Annotated in this window: 13 protein-coding genes and 7 tRNA genes; 1 reads left to right on the forward strand and 19 read right to left on the reverse strand. The window is 51.0% G+C overall.

The features are described from left to right. Positions 1 to 14: 14 nt before the first annotated feature. The 12 genes from OGX98_RS03725 to miaB form a co-directional block, all read right to left on the reverse strand. Positions 15 to 578, reverse strand: a complete 564-nt coding sequence (locus OGX98_RS03725; RefSeq protein WP_286594842.1) for a fimbrial protein — start codon at positions 576 to 578, stop codon at positions 15 to 17. Positions 579 to 673: 95 nt separating this feature from the next. Beyond that, the gene (locus OGX98_RS03730) at positions 674 to 1,240 is read right to left on the reverse strand and encodes a fimbrial protein (protein ID WP_045441047.1); all 567 of its coding nucleotides are present in this window, start codon (positions 1,238 to 1,240) and stop codon (positions 674 to 676) included. 525 nt (positions 1,241 to 1,765) lie between these two features. Further along, positions 1,766 to 2,701 (reverse strand): pyrimidine-specific ribonucleoside hydrolase RihA, encoded by a 936-nt coding sequence (gene rihA / locus OGX98_RS03735; RefSeq protein WP_045441048.1) that lies wholly within the window; start codon positions 2,699 to 2,701, stop codon positions 1,766 to 1,768. Positions 2,702 to 2,819: 118 nt separating this feature from the next. After that, positions 2,820 to 3,545: a glutamate/aspartate ABC transporter ATP-binding protein GltL gene (gltL, locus tag OGX98_RS03740; RefSeq protein WP_045441049.1), complete on the reverse strand. Its 726-nt coding sequence runs from the start codon at positions 3,543 to 3,545 to the stop codon at positions 2,820 to 2,822. Beyond that, positions 3,545 to 4,219, reverse strand: coding sequence for a glutamate/aspartate ABC transporter permease GltK (gene gltK, locus OGX98_RS03745; RefSeq protein ID WP_045441050.1), 675 nt, complete (start codon positions 4,217 to 4,219; stop codon positions 3,545 to 3,547). The genes gltL and gltK overlap by 1 nt, the downstream gene beginning before the upstream one ends. Continuing rightward, positions 4,219 to 4,959: a glutamate/aspartate ABC transporter permease GltJ gene (gene gltJ, locus OGX98_RS03750; protein ID WP_045441051.1), complete on the reverse strand. Its 741-nt coding sequence runs from the start codon at positions 4,957 to 4,959 to the stop codon at positions 4,219 to 4,221. The genes gltK and gltJ overlap by 1 nt, the downstream gene beginning before the upstream one ends. 162 nt (positions 4,960 to 5,121) lie before the next feature. Next, positions 5,122 to 6,030 (reverse strand): glutamate/aspartate ABC transporter substrate-binding protein GltI, encoded by a 909-nt coding sequence (gene gltI / locus OGX98_RS03755; RefSeq protein WP_045441052.1) that lies wholly within the window; start codon positions 6,028 to 6,030, stop codon positions 5,122 to 5,124. 404 nt (positions 6,031 to 6,434) lie between these two features. After that, a complete protein-coding gene (gene lnt, locus OGX98_RS03760) occupies positions 6,435 to 7,973 on the reverse strand; it encodes an apolipoprotein N-acyltransferase (protein WP_048221857.1) in 1,539 nt (512 codons plus the stop codon). 24 nt (positions 7,974 to 7,997) lie between these two features. Further along, positions 7,998 to 8,876, reverse strand: coding sequence for a CNNM family magnesium/cobalt transport protein CorC (corC, locus tag OGX98_RS03765; RefSeq protein WP_045441054.1), 879 nt, complete (start codon positions 8,874 to 8,876; stop codon positions 7,998 to 8,000). 98 nt (positions 8,877 to 8,974) lie between these two features. After that, entirely contained in the window at positions 8,975 to 9,442 is a 468-nt protein-coding gene (gene ybeY / locus OGX98_RS03770; protein ID WP_045441055.1) for an rRNA maturation RNase YbeY, read from the reverse strand. Continuing rightward, complete coding sequence (locus OGX98_RS03775) at positions 9,439 to 10,485, reverse strand: PhoH family protein (RefSeq protein ID WP_019076268.1); 1,047 nt, start codon at positions 10,483 to 10,485, stop codon at positions 9,439 to 9,441. The genes ybeY and OGX98_RS03775 overlap by 4 nt, the downstream gene beginning before the upstream one ends. A gap of 266 nt (positions 10,486 to 10,751) precedes the next feature. Continuing rightward, a complete protein-coding gene (gene miaB, locus OGX98_RS03780) occupies positions 10,752 to 12,182 on the reverse strand; it encodes a tRNA (N6-isopentenyl adenosine(37)-C2)-methylthiotransferase MiaB (protein WP_045449497.1) in 1,431 nt (476 codons plus the stop codon). A gap of 145 nt (positions 12,183 to 12,327) precedes the next feature. Between miaB and ubiF the strand changes: the two genes are divergently transcribed. After that, positions 12,328 to 13,503 (forward strand): 3-demethoxyubiquinol 3-hydroxylase, encoded by a 1,176-nt coding sequence (gene ubiF / locus OGX98_RS03785; RefSeq protein ID WP_045441056.1) that lies wholly within the window; start codon positions 12,328 to 12,330, stop codon positions 13,501 to 13,503. A gap of 107 nt (positions 13,504 to 13,610) precedes the next feature. On the opposite strand, the gene OGX98_RS03790 is transcribed toward ubiF, so the two are convergent. From OGX98_RS03790 to OGX98_RS03820, 7 genes are all read right to left on the reverse strand, one after another. Continuing rightward, positions 13,611 to 13,685: transfer RNA gene (locus OGX98_RS03790), tRNA-Gln, on the reverse strand. 36 nt (positions 13,686 to 13,721) lie between these two features. After that, positions 13,722 to 13,796, reverse strand: a tRNA-Gln gene (locus tag OGX98_RS03795). A 44-nt stretch (positions 13,797 to 13,840) separates the two neighbouring features. Then, positions 13,841 to 13,917: transfer RNA gene (locus tag OGX98_RS03800), tRNA-Met, on the reverse strand. Positions 13,918 to 13,938: 21 nt separating this feature from the next. Continuing rightward, a tRNA-Gln gene (locus tag OGX98_RS03805) sits at positions 13,939 to 14,013 on the reverse strand. Positions 14,014 to 14,050: 37 nt separating this feature from the next. Then, positions 14,051 to 14,125 (reverse strand) — tRNA-Gln (locus OGX98_RS03810). Between the two features lie 23 nt (positions 14,126 to 14,148). Then, positions 14,149 to 14,233 (reverse strand) — tRNA-Leu (locus tag OGX98_RS03815). Positions 14,234 to 14,241: 8 nt separating this feature from the next. Continuing rightward, positions 14,242 to 14,318: transfer RNA gene (locus OGX98_RS03820), tRNA-Met, on the reverse strand. Between the last annotated feature and the right edge of the window lie 2 nt (positions 14,319 to 14,320).

A 14,320-nucleotide genomic window follows, 5' to 3' on the forward strand; every position in this document is an offset into this window, starting at 1 on the left:
TACACCAAAGCTCGTTAATTTTGCTTGATTTCAACGGTAACGGTAGTGGCCGTTTTCCCGCTGGTAACTGTGTCACCAATGCGCATATATCCGGCCTCAAGCTGAAACTTAACGTCTTTGGTGGTATCTATATAGTGCAGTGACGATGGCTCACCATCGCCAAGAAATGTGCCGTCCGGATAAAAAGCCCCGGTGGAGTCAACATATTTCAGGTAGTGCGCTACGCCCTCGGCTTCGCCGCTGCTGGCTATTGCATTTGGGTAATTACTGACCGGCATTCCGCTAAACGTCAATGTGTACTGACCGTTTTGCCCACACTGGCTGATGGATGCATTAATCGTCTTACGACCTTCAGGGACAGGCGCGCCTAAGCTCACTTTATTGACATCTTGCGTGCCGATAGGGGCAAGATCAATCTCCGCCCCGCCATCTAATATGATCTTGCAAGCTGATGCTACCAACCTGGCGTATACATCCAACCTGATAGAATCTACTTCTTCTTCAGCCCATGCTGGTGAATTGCTTATCAGCATTAGGGGAATAATCGTCGCGAGAACAATTTTCCTGGTTTGTATCATCCTGGATATCTCCCTCAAACAGGCGTGTGAAAACACAATGTTGCGGATATATCCCCTCAAGGAGGGGATATATTGATTACACCCGTTTGTGCAAATTACTGACGATAATATACGTTCAGCGTTACCACAGATTTGGTGAGACCGGCTGGCGTATTTTCACCATCAACTTCAGCCGTTTTCAGATAACCTGATTCAATCGGGAAACTAAAGCCCGTACTTGATTGTGCTTTAGTGCGTTCATCGTTATCAAGGTATACCTGGTTTCTGGATGGGTTAGTCAAATATACGTGGTCTGATATATGAGTAGGACGCGCATCTCGCAGGTAATGCGCAACAACTGTATTTGATGGTGCTTCAGTGTTCACAATACCGTTATCATACCCTGGCGGGATGTCAGCAATGAAGTTTAATTCAACTTCGTAGCCTGCCGGGCAATCTTTAATCATGAAATAGTCAGCTTGGTTTGCCAGTTCGCTACCTATACCGGTTTCTTTCACCTGTGCAACGGTCACGGTACGCAGATCGATATTCGCATTACCGTTCTCACCAATGGTGCAACCTTTTTCGATGATTTCACCGTTAATGGTGATGGTGTCGCTTGCCATAACATGACCAGAAATCAGTGCGGCCATTACGGATGCTGCTAAAAGTACCTTTTTCATTTAAAACTCCATTTTTTCATGTCAAAAACATGGTACTAACGATGCAAAAAGATATTTATCTTTCTCGTAAATATATTGATGCAGATAATAAATAGTAAATCTGCAACGAAAAGATTGTAGCCATGGAGATTCATACAATAAAATTGTTTAACCAAATATATCGCACACAGCAATTAGGTAAAAAGAAATAATATTCACCGTGAAAAGGAATTTGGCTTTTTTCTGAGTTGATACCACAAGAAAACAAGGCTATGTAGATGATATGTTTATTAATCGATGTAATATGAACGCTTTTAAGAACATATCAGAAAGTTGTTTTTAAGAATATATTTAGATTCTGGCCCTGTAGGTCTTTGTTCTTGATAATGAGATTACAGGTAAAAGTAGGATAGCTTCGTACTTTTTGTCCTTCTTTTCTCTTCGGGCTAAGATCCGGAAAAACGATTCATTAAGCTATGTATTCTCTCGACTAATACGAAACAAGGCCATCGCATTTTATTACGATGGTCTTAATCAAGACATTCATTACGCGTAAAATTTCAATCTTTTCGCCAGTAAATCGACAAACCCCTGGCGATCAACATCGACCATCACCTTCGCGTTCGGTTTATTCCCCGTCAGGAAGTAGTAATCTACGACCGTCATGCCCTGCGTGTATTTCCCCTGCGTTTCCACGCCAACCCATCGTTCTACGGTGGTGAACAATTCGGGTTGGAGAAGCCAGGCGATGGTACACGGGTCATGCAATGGCGCGCCGATAAAGCCCCATTTTTCGTCTTTGTGGTATTCGAGGAAGAAATCCAGTAATTCGGCCACGATGGTGGAAATCGGGTTGCCGATAGCGCGGAAGCGCTCGGTGTCTTCATGATAAATCTGCGCTTTGTGCGTGACGTCCAGCCCGGCCATGACAATAGGGATCCCAGACTGGAAGACGATTTCTGCGGCTTCCGGGTCAACGTAGATGTTGAACTCGGCGGCAGGTGTCCAGTTACCGAGCGCCATTGCACCGCCCATGATCACAATTTGCGCGATTTTATCGTGCAGTTCCGGGTGGCTATTAAGCAACAGGGCGACGTTGGTTTGTGGTCCGGTTGATACAAGCGTCACCGGTTCGTGGCTTTCGCGCAGTGTTTTTGCCATCAGTTCGACGGCGTTACAGTTAAGCGGTGCGAATGAGGGTTCCGGCAGAGCCGGGCCGTCAAGACCGCTTTCGCCGTGAACGTTGTCGGCGATAATCAGTTCACGCATCAGCGGTTTTACCGCGCCGCCCGCCACTGGGATATCAGGGCGTTTCAGCAGCGTCAGCATTCTTAGCACGTTACGCAGGGTTTTCTCCGGCGTCTGGTTACCGGCAGAGGAGGTAATGGCTTTCACTTCAAGTTCGGGAGAGGCGAGTGCAAGAACAATGGCGATCGCGTCGTCATGACCGGGATCGCAATCAAGAATGATCGGCAGTGCCATAGCAATTCCTTGTTCGCGTGATTTTGCAACAAGGTTAAAGCTGACTAATGAAATGAACGAGAATAGAAATGCTAAAGCGTGATGTAACGCGCACTCTACCGAGTGCGCGCAGGAAGAATTAATGCAGAATTTTAGCGAGGAAGTCTTTGGCGCGGTCTGATTTCGGGTTGGCGAAGAAGGCCTCTTTTTCCGAGTCTTCAACAATTTTCCCTTCATCCATAAAGATAACCCGGTTAGCCACTTTACGCGCGAAGCCCATTTCATGAGTCACCACCATCATGGTCATGCCTTCATTGGCCAGTTCAACCATAACGTCCAGTACTTCGTTGATCATTTCAGGATCAAGTGCCGATGTGGGTTCGTCAAACAGCATGGCGATAGGGTCCATACACAGCGCGCGGGCGATAGCAACACGCTGCTGCTGACCACCGGAGAGCTGCGCCGGAAACTTATTGGCATGGGCTGATAACCCTACGCGTTCGAGCAACTTTTGCGCTTTTTCTCGAGCGGGCGCTTTATCGCGTTTGAGCACTTTTACCTGGGCCAGAGTCAGGTTCTCAATGATCGACAGATGGGGGAACAGTTCAAAGTGCTGGAACACCATGCCGACGCGGGAACGTAGTTTTGCCAGATCGGTTTTTTTATCATTCACAACGGTACCATCAACGGTGATGATACCCTGCTGCACAGGCTCCAGCCCGTTTACCGTTTTAATTAGCGTTGATTTACCGGAACCTGACGGGCCGCAGACCACCACCACTTCACCTTTTTTCACTTCTGTGGAGCAGTCGGTCAGCACCTGAAAGTGACCATACCATTTAGAAACATTTTTCAGGGTAATCATTAAACTGTCCTTTTCTTCAAATAGCTGACCAACAACGATGCGCTCAGACTGAATACAAAATAGACGGCGCCAGCAAACAGGATCATCTCAACCTGAGTGCCGTCACGCTCGCCAATGGTGGAGGCGGTGCGGAAGAAGTCTGCCAGACTCAATACGTAGACCAGGGAGGTGTCCTGGAACAGTACGATGCCCTGGGTAAGCAGCAGCGGAACCATGGCGCGAAATGCCTGTGGCAATATGATGAGCTTCATCGATTGCCAGTGGGTCATCCCCAGTGCCAGCGCAGCGCTGGATTGCCCGCGGGAAATACTCTGGATCCCTGCGCGGATAATCTCCGAGTAGTAGGCGGCTTCAAACATCGAAAACGCGACCATTGCTGAGATCAGACGAATATCGGTTTTCGGTGACAGACCCAGCACGTTTTGCAGGAAGCCTGGCACGATCAGATAGAACCACAGCAGCACCATCACCAGCGGAATGGAACGGAATACGTTAACGTATATTTTCGCAAACCAGGCAATTGGCGCGAAGCTGGACAGACGCATGACCGCCAGGATGGTTCCCCAGACGATACCGATGATGACCGCCGTAACGGTAATTTTCAGCGTGATGAGCAGCCCATCCAACAGATACGGCAGGGAAGGGACAATCGAGCTCCAGTCAAAATCGTACATTATTTGCCTCCTATGTTGCCAGGCAGGCGGATTTTACGTTCGACAAGATTCATCACCAGCATAATAAAGGCGTTAATCAGTACATAGGCCAGGGTAATGGCCGTAAACGATTCCCATGCGTGGGCTGAGTAATCCAGCAGTTTTCCTGCCTGTGCCGCCATATCGACCAGACCGATGGTCGAGGCGATGGCTGAGTTTTTCACCAGGTTCATCATCTCTGAAGTCATCGGCGGGACGATCACGCGGTAGGCGTTAGGCAGCAGAACATAGCGGTATGCCTGTGGCAGAGTCAGACCCATCGCCAGCGCTGCATTTTTCTGCCCGCGAGGCAGAGACTGAATCGCAGCACGAACCTGTTCACAGACGCGAGCGGCAGTAAACAGCCCCAGACAGATCATCGATGAAAGGAAGAACTGAATATTGGGATCCAGTTCAGCCTTGAACCACATGCCGAGATTCTCCGGCAGCAATTCAGGGACCACCAGATACCAGGTGAAGAATTGTACAATCAGCGGAACGTTGCGAAACAGTTCAACATACAGCGTGCCGAGCCCGGCAAGGAAGCGGTTGGGAACAGTACGTAAAATACCGAAGAGAGAACCCACCAGGAAAGCGATAATCCAGGCAGTGATAGATAACGCGACCGTAACCTGGAAACCACTCCAGAGCCAGCCGAGATAGGTGGTGTTGCCGAACGGGGCTTGTTGTAAAAAAATGCCCCAGTTCCAGTCTATAGACATAAATCTACTCCAGAAAAAAAAGGGTAGCAGCGCTACCCTCGAAGATTGTTATCCAGCGTTTTTCGGTTTTCGAGCCTGATGGGGAACGACCATCAGGCTTATAGTCTGTCCGTGCTGAAAAACAATCGAGAGGGCAAGGTAAACTCGCCCCATTTATTTTAGTTAGTTAAGTGCTTTGTCATTCGGTTCTTTGAACAGGGCTTTCATCTCGTTTGACAGCTCGAAATTCATGTTCAGGTTTTTCGGTGGAATTGGGTTTTTAAACCACTTATCAAACCATTTTTCTGCTTCACCGGAGGTCTGAGCCTGAGCGATGGTGTCATCCATCAGCTTCTTGAATGCGACGTCGTCTTTACGCAGCATACAGCCGTAAGCTTCCTGAGATTGCGGCTTACCGACGATCTCCCAGTTGTCCGGTTTCTTCGCTTTCGCGCGCTCGCCAGCCAGCAGTGCGTCATCCATCATAAAGGCAACGGCACGACCGCTTTCCAGGGTACGGAAAGAGTCACCGTGGTCTTTCGCGCTGATGATGCGCATATCCATTTTTTGTTCTTCGTTCAGCTTGTGCAGCAGCACTTCAGAGGTAGTACCGGAAGTAACGACCACGGCTTTGCCTTTCAGATCCGGGAAGTCTTTAATATCGCCGCCTTTTTTCGCCAGCAGACGCGTGCCTACAACGAAAATGGTGTCAGAGAAAGCAGCTTGCTTCTGGCGTTCAACGTTGTTGGTGGTGGAGCCACATTCAAAGTCGAAGGTCCCGTTTTGCAGCAGGGGAATACGGTTTTGCGAGGTAATCGGAATCAGTTTTACCTGCAGGTCAGGCTTGTTCAGCTTTTTCTTCACGGCTTCAACGATCGCGTTGGAGTAATCCTGTGAATAACCGACCACTTTTTGCTGATTATCGTAGTAAGAAAACGGAACCGATGATTCACGGTGCCCGACGACGATCACGCCATTTTTTGCGATCTTGTCCAGCGTGCTGCCTGCTGCGGGCGCTGCGTCTTCTGCATGCGCCAGACCGGCGGACATTCCCATAACCAGCATGGCAGTGGCGAGCTTACGTAATTGCATATCCAACTCCTTTATCGTCTGCGCCAGGGACGCATTGATACCCATTGTGATGTTGTTATTGTTTGCAACTTAAATGTGCAGTCTTGTGTGTGTTTGTTAACATTTAGTTTGGATGAATGTAAAGAATTTGCTGTGTTATTGTTTATTTTTGCGAAGTGCGCCGCACCGTTTAGGGGCAAAAATATCTTGTTGCACTTTTTAGGTGCTACCAGTGATCCGCTTTGGTGCGACCAGGTTGCACATTCATCCAAATTGCTATTGTGTTATTTAATAAAGCAATTGACGTGCCAGAATGGGAAGTTCGGTGGGTTTCGATGCAGGATAGTATTTAGCTTATCCGGCCTACAGTGAGGTTGTAAGCCGGATAAAATGTTTTCGCGCCGTCATCCGACGGTACAGCCGCTTTACTTACGACGTTGACGCAGACTCATCAACACTGCGCCAAAACCAAGCAGTGCGGTGATAAGCCACAGCGGCCAGTTGCCGGTACGGGCATAAGGTGTGAGACCCGTTGTCGGCGTGACGCTGGTGGTCAGTACCTGGCGGGTAAACTGCGGGATCATGGCCTGCACGTCACCCTGCGGACCAATCACCGCGGTAATCCCGTTATTGGTGCTACGCAACAGCGGACGCGCCAGCTCCAGGGAACGCATACGTGCCATCTGGAAGTGCTGCCACGGGCCGATGGATTTACCAAACCAGGCATCATTGGAGATGGTCAGCAAGTAGTCCGTATCCGGACGGAAGTTATCGCGTACCTGTTCGCCAAGGATAATTTCGTAGCAGATTGCCGCAGTCAGTTTAAAACCGTGTGCGTGCAGCTGTGGCTGGATATACGGGCCACGGCTAAACGAGGACATTGGCAGGTCAAAGAACGGCGCTAACGGGCGCAGAATCGATTCCAGCGGAACAAATTCACCAAACGGTACCAGATGGTTCTTGTTGTAGCGATTTGTGGAATCGTAGCTGTACGGACTGTCTTTACCCAGCGTGATGATGGTGTTGTAGGTATCGTAACGATTCTGTTTGTTGAGGCGAGCGTCAACAATCCCGGTGATTAAGGTACTGTTTTTGGATTTTAACAGGTCATCCATCATGCTGAGGAAACGCTGCTGATTGATTTCCAGATCCGGGATGGCGGACTCCGGCCAGATAATCAGCTGTGATTTACCCATCTCGGGCTGGGTAGCGTCGAGATAAATCTTCAGCGTGTTGAGAAGTTGGCCCTCATCCCACTTCAGTGACTGCGGAATGTCGCCCTGTACCATGGAAACCTGGGTGGTTTTTTCCGGTTCGAGGGTATACCACTGAATGTAGCGTAGCGGGAAGGGCAGGGCGAAAAGCACGACGGCCGCCACCAGCGGACGCCAGTTACGCGTGACTAACGCCAATACCAGCAGACCGCTGACCATCATCAGCAGGAAGTTAATCGCCTCAACGCCCATTACCGGTGCCAGCCCTTTCAACGGGCCATCAATCTGACTGTAGCCAAACTGCAGCCACGGGAAGCCGGTCAGCACCCAACCGCGCAGAAATTCGGTTATCTGCCAGACAACCGGTGCGGCGATCGCCACCCGTAGCCAGGTGGTTTTCGGCCACAATCGCGACAAAATACCGGCAAACAGACCGGTGTAGAGTGAGAGGTACGCGGCAAGCAGTACCACGAGGAAAACGTTAACCGGTCCCGGCATACCGCCAAATTGCGCGATGCTGACGTAGACCCAGTTGATGCCGGAGCCAAAAAGCCCCATTCCCCAGAAATAGCCAATAGCGGCAGACTGGAGCGGGCGGCGGTTGAGGGTGAGAGCCTGCAGGCCCATCAGCGAAACAATCGCTGCAGGCCAGATGTCATACGGAGAGAAAGCCAGCGTCCCGCAGGCACCGAATAATAACGCCAGCAGCAGGCGAATGCGCTGGCGTTCAATTAATGGGGCAAATGCCATGTAGTCTTTGATCCAGTATCGGGTTTATTCGTCCAGTTTGGGCTGGGGTGAGTCGTCCGGAATTCTGACATGAACCTGAATAATACGACGGCTGTCGGCCATTGCTACTTTGAACTGGTAACCATCGATGTCGATAGTCTCACCGCGAGCGGGCAGATGACCAAAGGCCTGCATGACCAGCCCGCCAATGGTATCCACTTCTTCGTCGCTAAAGTGGGTGCCAAAGGCTTCGTTGAAGTCTTCAATTGGCGCGAGCGCTCGGATAGTCCATGTATGGCGACTGAGCTGACGGAAATCAATATCGTCTTCTTCGTCGTACTCATCTTCGATTTCACCGACGATCAGTTCAAGGATGTCTTCAATAGTCACCAGACCAGACACTCCGCCGAATTCGTCGATGACGATAGCCATATGGTAACGCTGAGAACGGAACTCTTTCAGCATGCGGTCAACACGCTTGCTCTCAGGTACGACAACTGCCTGGCGTAACACTTTTTCCATGCTGAAGGCTTCGGAATCGCTGCGCATGAACGGCAGCAAGTCTTTGGCCATCAGAATCCCTTCAATGTGATCTTTGTCTTCGCTGATCACCGGGAAACGCGAGTGAGCAGACTCGATAATAACATCGAGGCATTCATCCAGGGTCTGGTTGCGTTTGAGGGTAATCATCTGGGAGCGGGGGATCATGATGTCGCGAACGCGTTGGTCCGCAATGTCCATCACCCCTTCGAGCATATCGCGCGTATCTTCATCGATAAGGTCGTTCTGCCCGGAATCACGGATCAGCTCCAACAGTTCGTCGCGGTTTTTAGGTTCACCGTGGAAAAGTTGGCTCAGTAACAGGGAAAAAAATCCCTTTTTGCTGTTTAAGGTGTCACTACTGTGTGAATTGTCGTCGCTCATGGCGTCGTATGGGTTCTCATGTTAGTTAATATTAAGCACGTCGAGCAAATACTCTGCGTCAGACGGCAACAACAACCGCCGGGCGTTAGCCCGGCAGCTTATTCTTTCTCGGCAATGTACGGATCCTCATAGCCCAGAGCAAGCATAATCTCTGTTTCAAGGGATTCCATCTCTTCCGCTTCGTCGTCTTCGATATGGTCGTAACCCAGCAAATGCAGGCTACCATGCACCACCATATGCGCCCAGTGGGCTTCCAGCGGTTTGCCTTGCTCCTGCGCTTCTTTTTCAACCACCTGGCGGCAGATGATCAGGTCACCCAGCAGCGGCAGCTCAATCCCCGGAGGCGCTTCAAACGGGAAGGAAAGCACGTTGGTAGACTTGTCCTTTCCGCGATAGGTCAGGTTCAGTTCGTGACTTTCGGCGTCATCAACCAGGCGAATAGTCACTTCTGATTCTTCCTGGAACTGCGGGATCACTGCATCCAGCCATGCCTGAAACTGACTCTCTTGCGGTAAGCCGGATTCATTTTCACATGCCAGCTGTAAATCGAGGATAACCTGACTCATTTTTGTTCCTGTTCCTGAGCTTCGCGTTTACGTTCCGCAGCCAGCTCGGCTTTTCGTTTTTGTTCTGCTTCTTCCCAGGCCTCATACGCCGTCACGATACGGGCAACTACCGGGTGGCGCACCACGTCTTCGCTATGGAAGAAATTAAAACTAATCTCGTCGACTTCAGCCAGCACTTCGATGGCATGACGCAGGCCGGATTTGGTGCTGCGCGGTAGGTCAATCTGGGTAATGTCGCCAGTGATAACGGCTTTGGAGTTAAAGCCGATACGAGTCAGGAACATTTTCATTTGTTCGATGGTGGTGTTCTGACTCTCATCAAGAATGATGAACGCATCGTTCAGCGTACGACCGCGCATATAAGCCAGTGGTGCGACCTCAATGACGTTACGCTCAATCAGCTTCTCTACTTTCTCGAAACCGAGCATTTCGAACAGAGCGTCATACAGCGGGCGTAAATACGGGTCGACTTTCTGGCTCAGATCGCCTGGCAGGAAACCCAGTTTTTCACCGGCTTCAACCGCCGGACGGGTCAGCAGAATACGGCGGATTTCCTGACGCTCAAGCGCATCTACCGCCGCGGCAACGGCAAGGTAAGTTTTACCCGTACCTGCAGGGCCAACGCCGAAGGTGATGTCGTGGTCAAGAATGTTGGCGATATACTGCGCCTGATTCGGCGTACGCGGTTTAATCACCCCGCGTTTGGTTTTGATATTCACCGCTTTGCCAAACTCAGGCACGCTGTCTGCGCTCTGTTCAAGAACACGCGCTTCTTTGATCGCCAGGTGAATTTGTTCTGGCTCGATGTCCTGCGTCTGGCCGCGCATCGGGGCGGTATCAACGTAGAGACTGCGTAAAATATCTGCCGCAGCGGTGACGCAAATCGGACGACCGGTCAGTTTAAAGTGGTTATCGCGGCGGTTAATTTCGATGCCGAGGCGACGTTCCAGCTGTTTGATGTTGTCATCAAACGGACCGCAAAGACTCAACAAACGGGCGTTGTCTGCGGGTTCAAGGGTGATTTCTCGAGTGTCTATGTTCAAACCGTTCCTCTTATGCATGTATCGCCGGACGTTGAACATTCACCGGCATGTAAGGAAATTATTCACGCCACAGAGAAAAGGCGCAAGCATTGCGATAAATATGGGGATTGGGTAAGGAATTGCAAGGCCGCCTGTCATACTTCAGGCTGCAGATGCGTTGGCTTCGCTTGTTCACCCAGTCACATAGTTATCTATGCTCCTGGGGATTCACGCTCTTGCCGCCTTTCTGCAGCTCGAATTATTTAGGGGGAGGTGATGCCTTAAGATTAAGGCTGATAAATACCTACGCCGAGATCGTTTTCTTTGCGGGTGCGTGCAATGACTGACTCAGGACTTTCTGCGATGCGCAGGCCCATTTCGTCTTCAGTGCGTACCACTTTACCGCGCAGAGAGTTGGTCCAGACGTCGGTAATTTCAACGTCTACGAACTTACCAATCATTTCCGGGGTGCCTTCAAAGTTCACCACACGGTTATTTTCGGTACGTCCAGACAGTTCCATAATGCTTTTACGCGACGTGCCTTCAACCAGAATACGCTGAGTCGTGCCGAGCATACGGCGACTCCAGGCCATCGCCTGCTGGTTGATGCGTTCCTGCAGAATATACAGGCGCTGTTTTTTCTCTTCTTCCGGAACGTCGTCAACCATATCGGCTGCTGGTGTGCCAGGACGCGCAGAGAAGATAAAGCTGTAGCTCATGTCGAAATTGACGTCAGCAATCAGCTTCATGGTCTGCTCGAAATCTTGCGTGGTTTCACCAGGGAAGCCAACAATGAAGTCAGAGCTAATCTGGATGTCCGGGCGCGCGGCGCGCAGTTTACGGATGATCGCTTTATATTCCAGCGCGGTATGGGTACGGCCCATCAGGTTCAGGACGCGATCCGAACCACTCTGTACCGGCAGGTGCAGGAAGCTCACCAACTCCGGGGTGTCACGATAGACTTCAACGATATCATCGGTGAACTCGATCGGATGGCTGGTGGTAAAGCGAATGCGATCGATCCCGTCGATAGCGGCAACCAGACGCAGCAGGTCGGCAAACGAACCAATTGTGCCGTCGTAGTTCTCACCACGCCAGGCGTTGACGTTTTGCCCCAGCAGGTTCACTTCACGTACGCCCTGAGCTGCAAGCTGGGCGATTTCGAACAGAATGTCATCCGCCGGGCGGCTGACTTCTTCACCACGGGTGTACGGCACCACGCAGTAAGTACAATATTTATTACAGCCTTCCATGATGGATACAAACGCGCTTGGACCTTCAGCACGCGGTTCAGGCAGGCGGTCGAATTTTTCGATTTCCGGGAAGCTGATATCCACCACCGGGCTACGGGTGTTGCTACCGCGCACTTTATTGATCATTTCCGGCAGGCGGTGAAGCGTTTGTGGCCCAAAAATAATATCGACATAGTGTGCACGTTGACGAATGTGATCACCTTCCTGAGAGGCAACACAGCCACCGACACCAATAATAAGATCGGGATTTTTCTCTTTTAAGAGTTTCCAGCGACCTAACTGGTGGAAAACTTTTTCCTGAGCCTTCTCGCGGATTGAGCAGGTATTCAACAGCAACACATCCGCTTCTTCCGCCACGTCGGTCAGTTGATATCCGTGAGTGGCATCCAGCAGATCGGCCATCTTCGATGAATCGTATTCGTTCATCTGACAGCCCCAGGTTTTAATATGGAGTTTTTTGGTCATCGACTTGCTCTTGCGAAATTGTGGCTGAAATGCAGGGCGCATAGTGTACTGCTTTGGCGCGGTTGTGACCAGTATGACCGATGTCAGCCTCAAGGGGTAAAAAATCCTGTAAACTTACACAATACATGTAACAGGATGATTGACCATGACAAATCAACCAACGGAAATTGCCATTGTCGGCGGGGGGATGGTCGGCGGCGCGCTGGCGCTTGGACTGGCGCAGCATGGATTCTCGGTAACGGTTATTGAACATGCCGTTCCTGCGCCGTTCGTGGCTGACGGACAACCTGATGTGCGTATTTCGGCGATTAGCTCGGCATCTGTGTCGCTGTTGAAAGGGCTGGGCGTCTGGGATGCGGTACAGGGTATGCGCAGTCATCCTTATCGTCGCCTGGAAACCTGGGAGTGGGAAAACGCTCATGTGGTGTTTGATGCCGCTGAGCTTAAACTGCCATTGCTGGGCTATATGGTGGAAAACAACGTCCTGCAACAGGCGCTCTGGCAGGCGCTGGAAGCCCATCCAAAGGTGACTTTGCGCGTGCCGGCATCACTGATCTCTCTGCATCGCCATAATGACCGGCATGAGCTTGAGCTGGCAGGCGGTGAAAAGATCACTGTGAAGCTGGTGATCGGTGCCGATGGGGCGAATTCTCAGGTGCGCCAAATGGCCGGAATTGGCATTCATGCCTGGCAGTATGCGCAATCCTGTATGTTGATAACCGTAAAATGCGAGAACTCACCAGGAGACAGCACCTGGCAGCAGTTTACCCCTGACGGTCCTCGCGCGTTTTTACCGCTGTTCGATAACTGGGCTTCGCTGGTGTGGTATGACTCTCCGGCAAGGATCCGCCAGTTGCAGAGTCTCAGCATGCCGCAGCTACAGGCCGAGATCACCAAACACTTTCCTGCACGGCTCGGACACGTTACACCAGTCGCAGCGGGCGCGTTTCCGCTTACTCGTCGCCATGCGTTGCAATATGTGCAGCCAGGTCTGGCGCTGGTGGGTGATGCCGCGCATACCATTCATCCGCTGGCGGGGCAGGGGGTTAATCTGGGATACCGCGACGTTGATGCCCTGATTGATGTGCTGGTTAATGCCCGTAGCTATGGTGAATCCTGGGCCAGTCAACAGGTGCTGAAACGCTACCAAAACCGTCGTATGACCGATAACTTCATTATGCAGAGTGGGATGGATCTGTTCTACGCCGGGTTTAGCAATAATCTGCAGCCGCTGCGTATTATGCGTAACCTCGGGTTAATGGCGGCAGAGCGAGCCGGTGTGTTGAAGCGTCAGGCGCTGAAGTATGCGTTAGGGTTGTAGTGCGTATGCGGGCCTACGCAATTCGCCGTAGGCCCGATAAGCCTTTTGCCATACGATATTGAGAGCGCAGAAAAGCAAAAAGCTCGCCGAAGCGAGCTTTTTTAATATGGCTGGGGTACGAGGATTCGAACCTCGGAATGCTGGTATCAGAAACCAGAGCCTTACCGCTTGGCGATACCCCAACGGGTGCACCCACAAAGTGGACGACTTTCTGAAATTGGCTGGGGTACGAGGATTCGAACCTCGGAATGCTGGTATCAGAAACCAGAGCCTTACCGCTTGGCGATACCCCAACAATTTTTTGGATTTACCGAATTAAATCGATACGTCCTTAATATGGTGGCTACGACGGGATTCGAACCTGTGACCCCATCATTATGAGTGATGTGCTCTAACCAGCTGAGCTACGTAGCCATATATTATCATATTCTTCGATGGCTGGGGTACCTGGATTCGAACCAGGGAATGCCGGTATCAAAAACCGGTGCCTTACCGCTTGGCGATACCCCAATGACCGTCGCGGTGAACCGCTATATCGAAGAAAAAATGGCTGGGGTACCTGGATTCGAACCAGGGAATGCCGGTATCAAAAACCGGTGCCTTACCGCTTGGCGATACCCCATCCGTGCAACGCTTACGGGTGAATGGTGCGGGAGGCGAGACTTGAACTCGCACACCTTGCGGCGCCAGAACCTAAATCTGGTGCGTCTACCAATTTCGCCACTCCCGCAAAAAAGATGGTGGCTACGACGGGATTCGAACCTGTGACCCCATCATTATGAGTGATGTGCTCTAACCAGCTGAGCTACGTAGCCAT

It is taken from the genome of Citrobacter sp. Cm046, assembly GCF_030333065.1.
In the GTDB taxonomy this organism is placed as follows: Bacteria; Pseudomonadota; Gammaproteobacteria; order Enterobacterales; family Enterobacteriaceae; genus Citrobacter; species Citrobacter murliniae.

Bases quoted from the DNA above. Each gene is read 5' to 3' on its own strand.
- OGX98_RS03725 (WP_286594842.1), bottom strand. From the start codon at position 578: ATGATACAAACCAGGAAAATTGTTCTCGCGACGATTATTCCCCTAATG.
- OGX98_RS03730 (WP_045441047.1), bottom strand. From the start codon at position 1,240: ATGAAAAAGGTACTTTTAGCAGCATCCGTAATGGCCGCACTGATTTCT.
- rihA (WP_045441048.1), bottom strand. From the start codon at position 2,701: ATGGCACTGCCGATCATTCTTGATTGCGATCCCGGTCATGACGACGCG.
- gltL (WP_045441049.1), bottom strand. From the start codon at position 3,545: ATGATTACCCTGAAAAATGTTTCTAAATGGTATGGTCACTTTCAGGTG.
- gltK (WP_045441050.1), bottom strand. From the start codon at position 4,219: ATGTACGATTTTGACTGGAGCTCGATTGTCCCTTCCCTGCCGTATCTG.
- gltJ (WP_045441051.1), bottom strand. From the start codon at position 4,959: ATGTCTATAGACTGGAACTGGGGCATTTTTTTACAACAAGCCCCGTTC.
- gltI (WP_045441052.1), bottom strand. From the start codon at position 6,030: ATGCAATTACGTAAGCTCGCCACTGCCATGCTGGTTATGGGAATGTCC.
- lnt (WP_048221857.1), bottom strand. From the start codon at position 7,973: ATGGCATTTGCCCCATTAATTGAACGCCAGCGCATTCGCCTGCTGCTG.
- corC (WP_045441054.1), bottom strand. From the start codon at position 8,876: ATGAGCGACGACAATTCACACAGTAGTGACACCTTAAACAGCAAAAAG.
- ybeY (WP_045441055.1), bottom strand. From the start codon at position 9,442: ATGAGTCAGGTTATCCTCGATTTACAGCTGGCATGTGAAAATGAATCC.
- miaB (WP_045449497.1), bottom strand. From the start codon at position 12,182: ATGACCAAAAAACTCCATATTAAAACCTGGGGCTGTCAGATGAACGAA.
- ubiF (WP_045441056.1), top strand. From the start codon at position 12,328: ATGACAAATCAACCAACGGAAATTGCCATTGTCGGCGGGGGGATGGTC.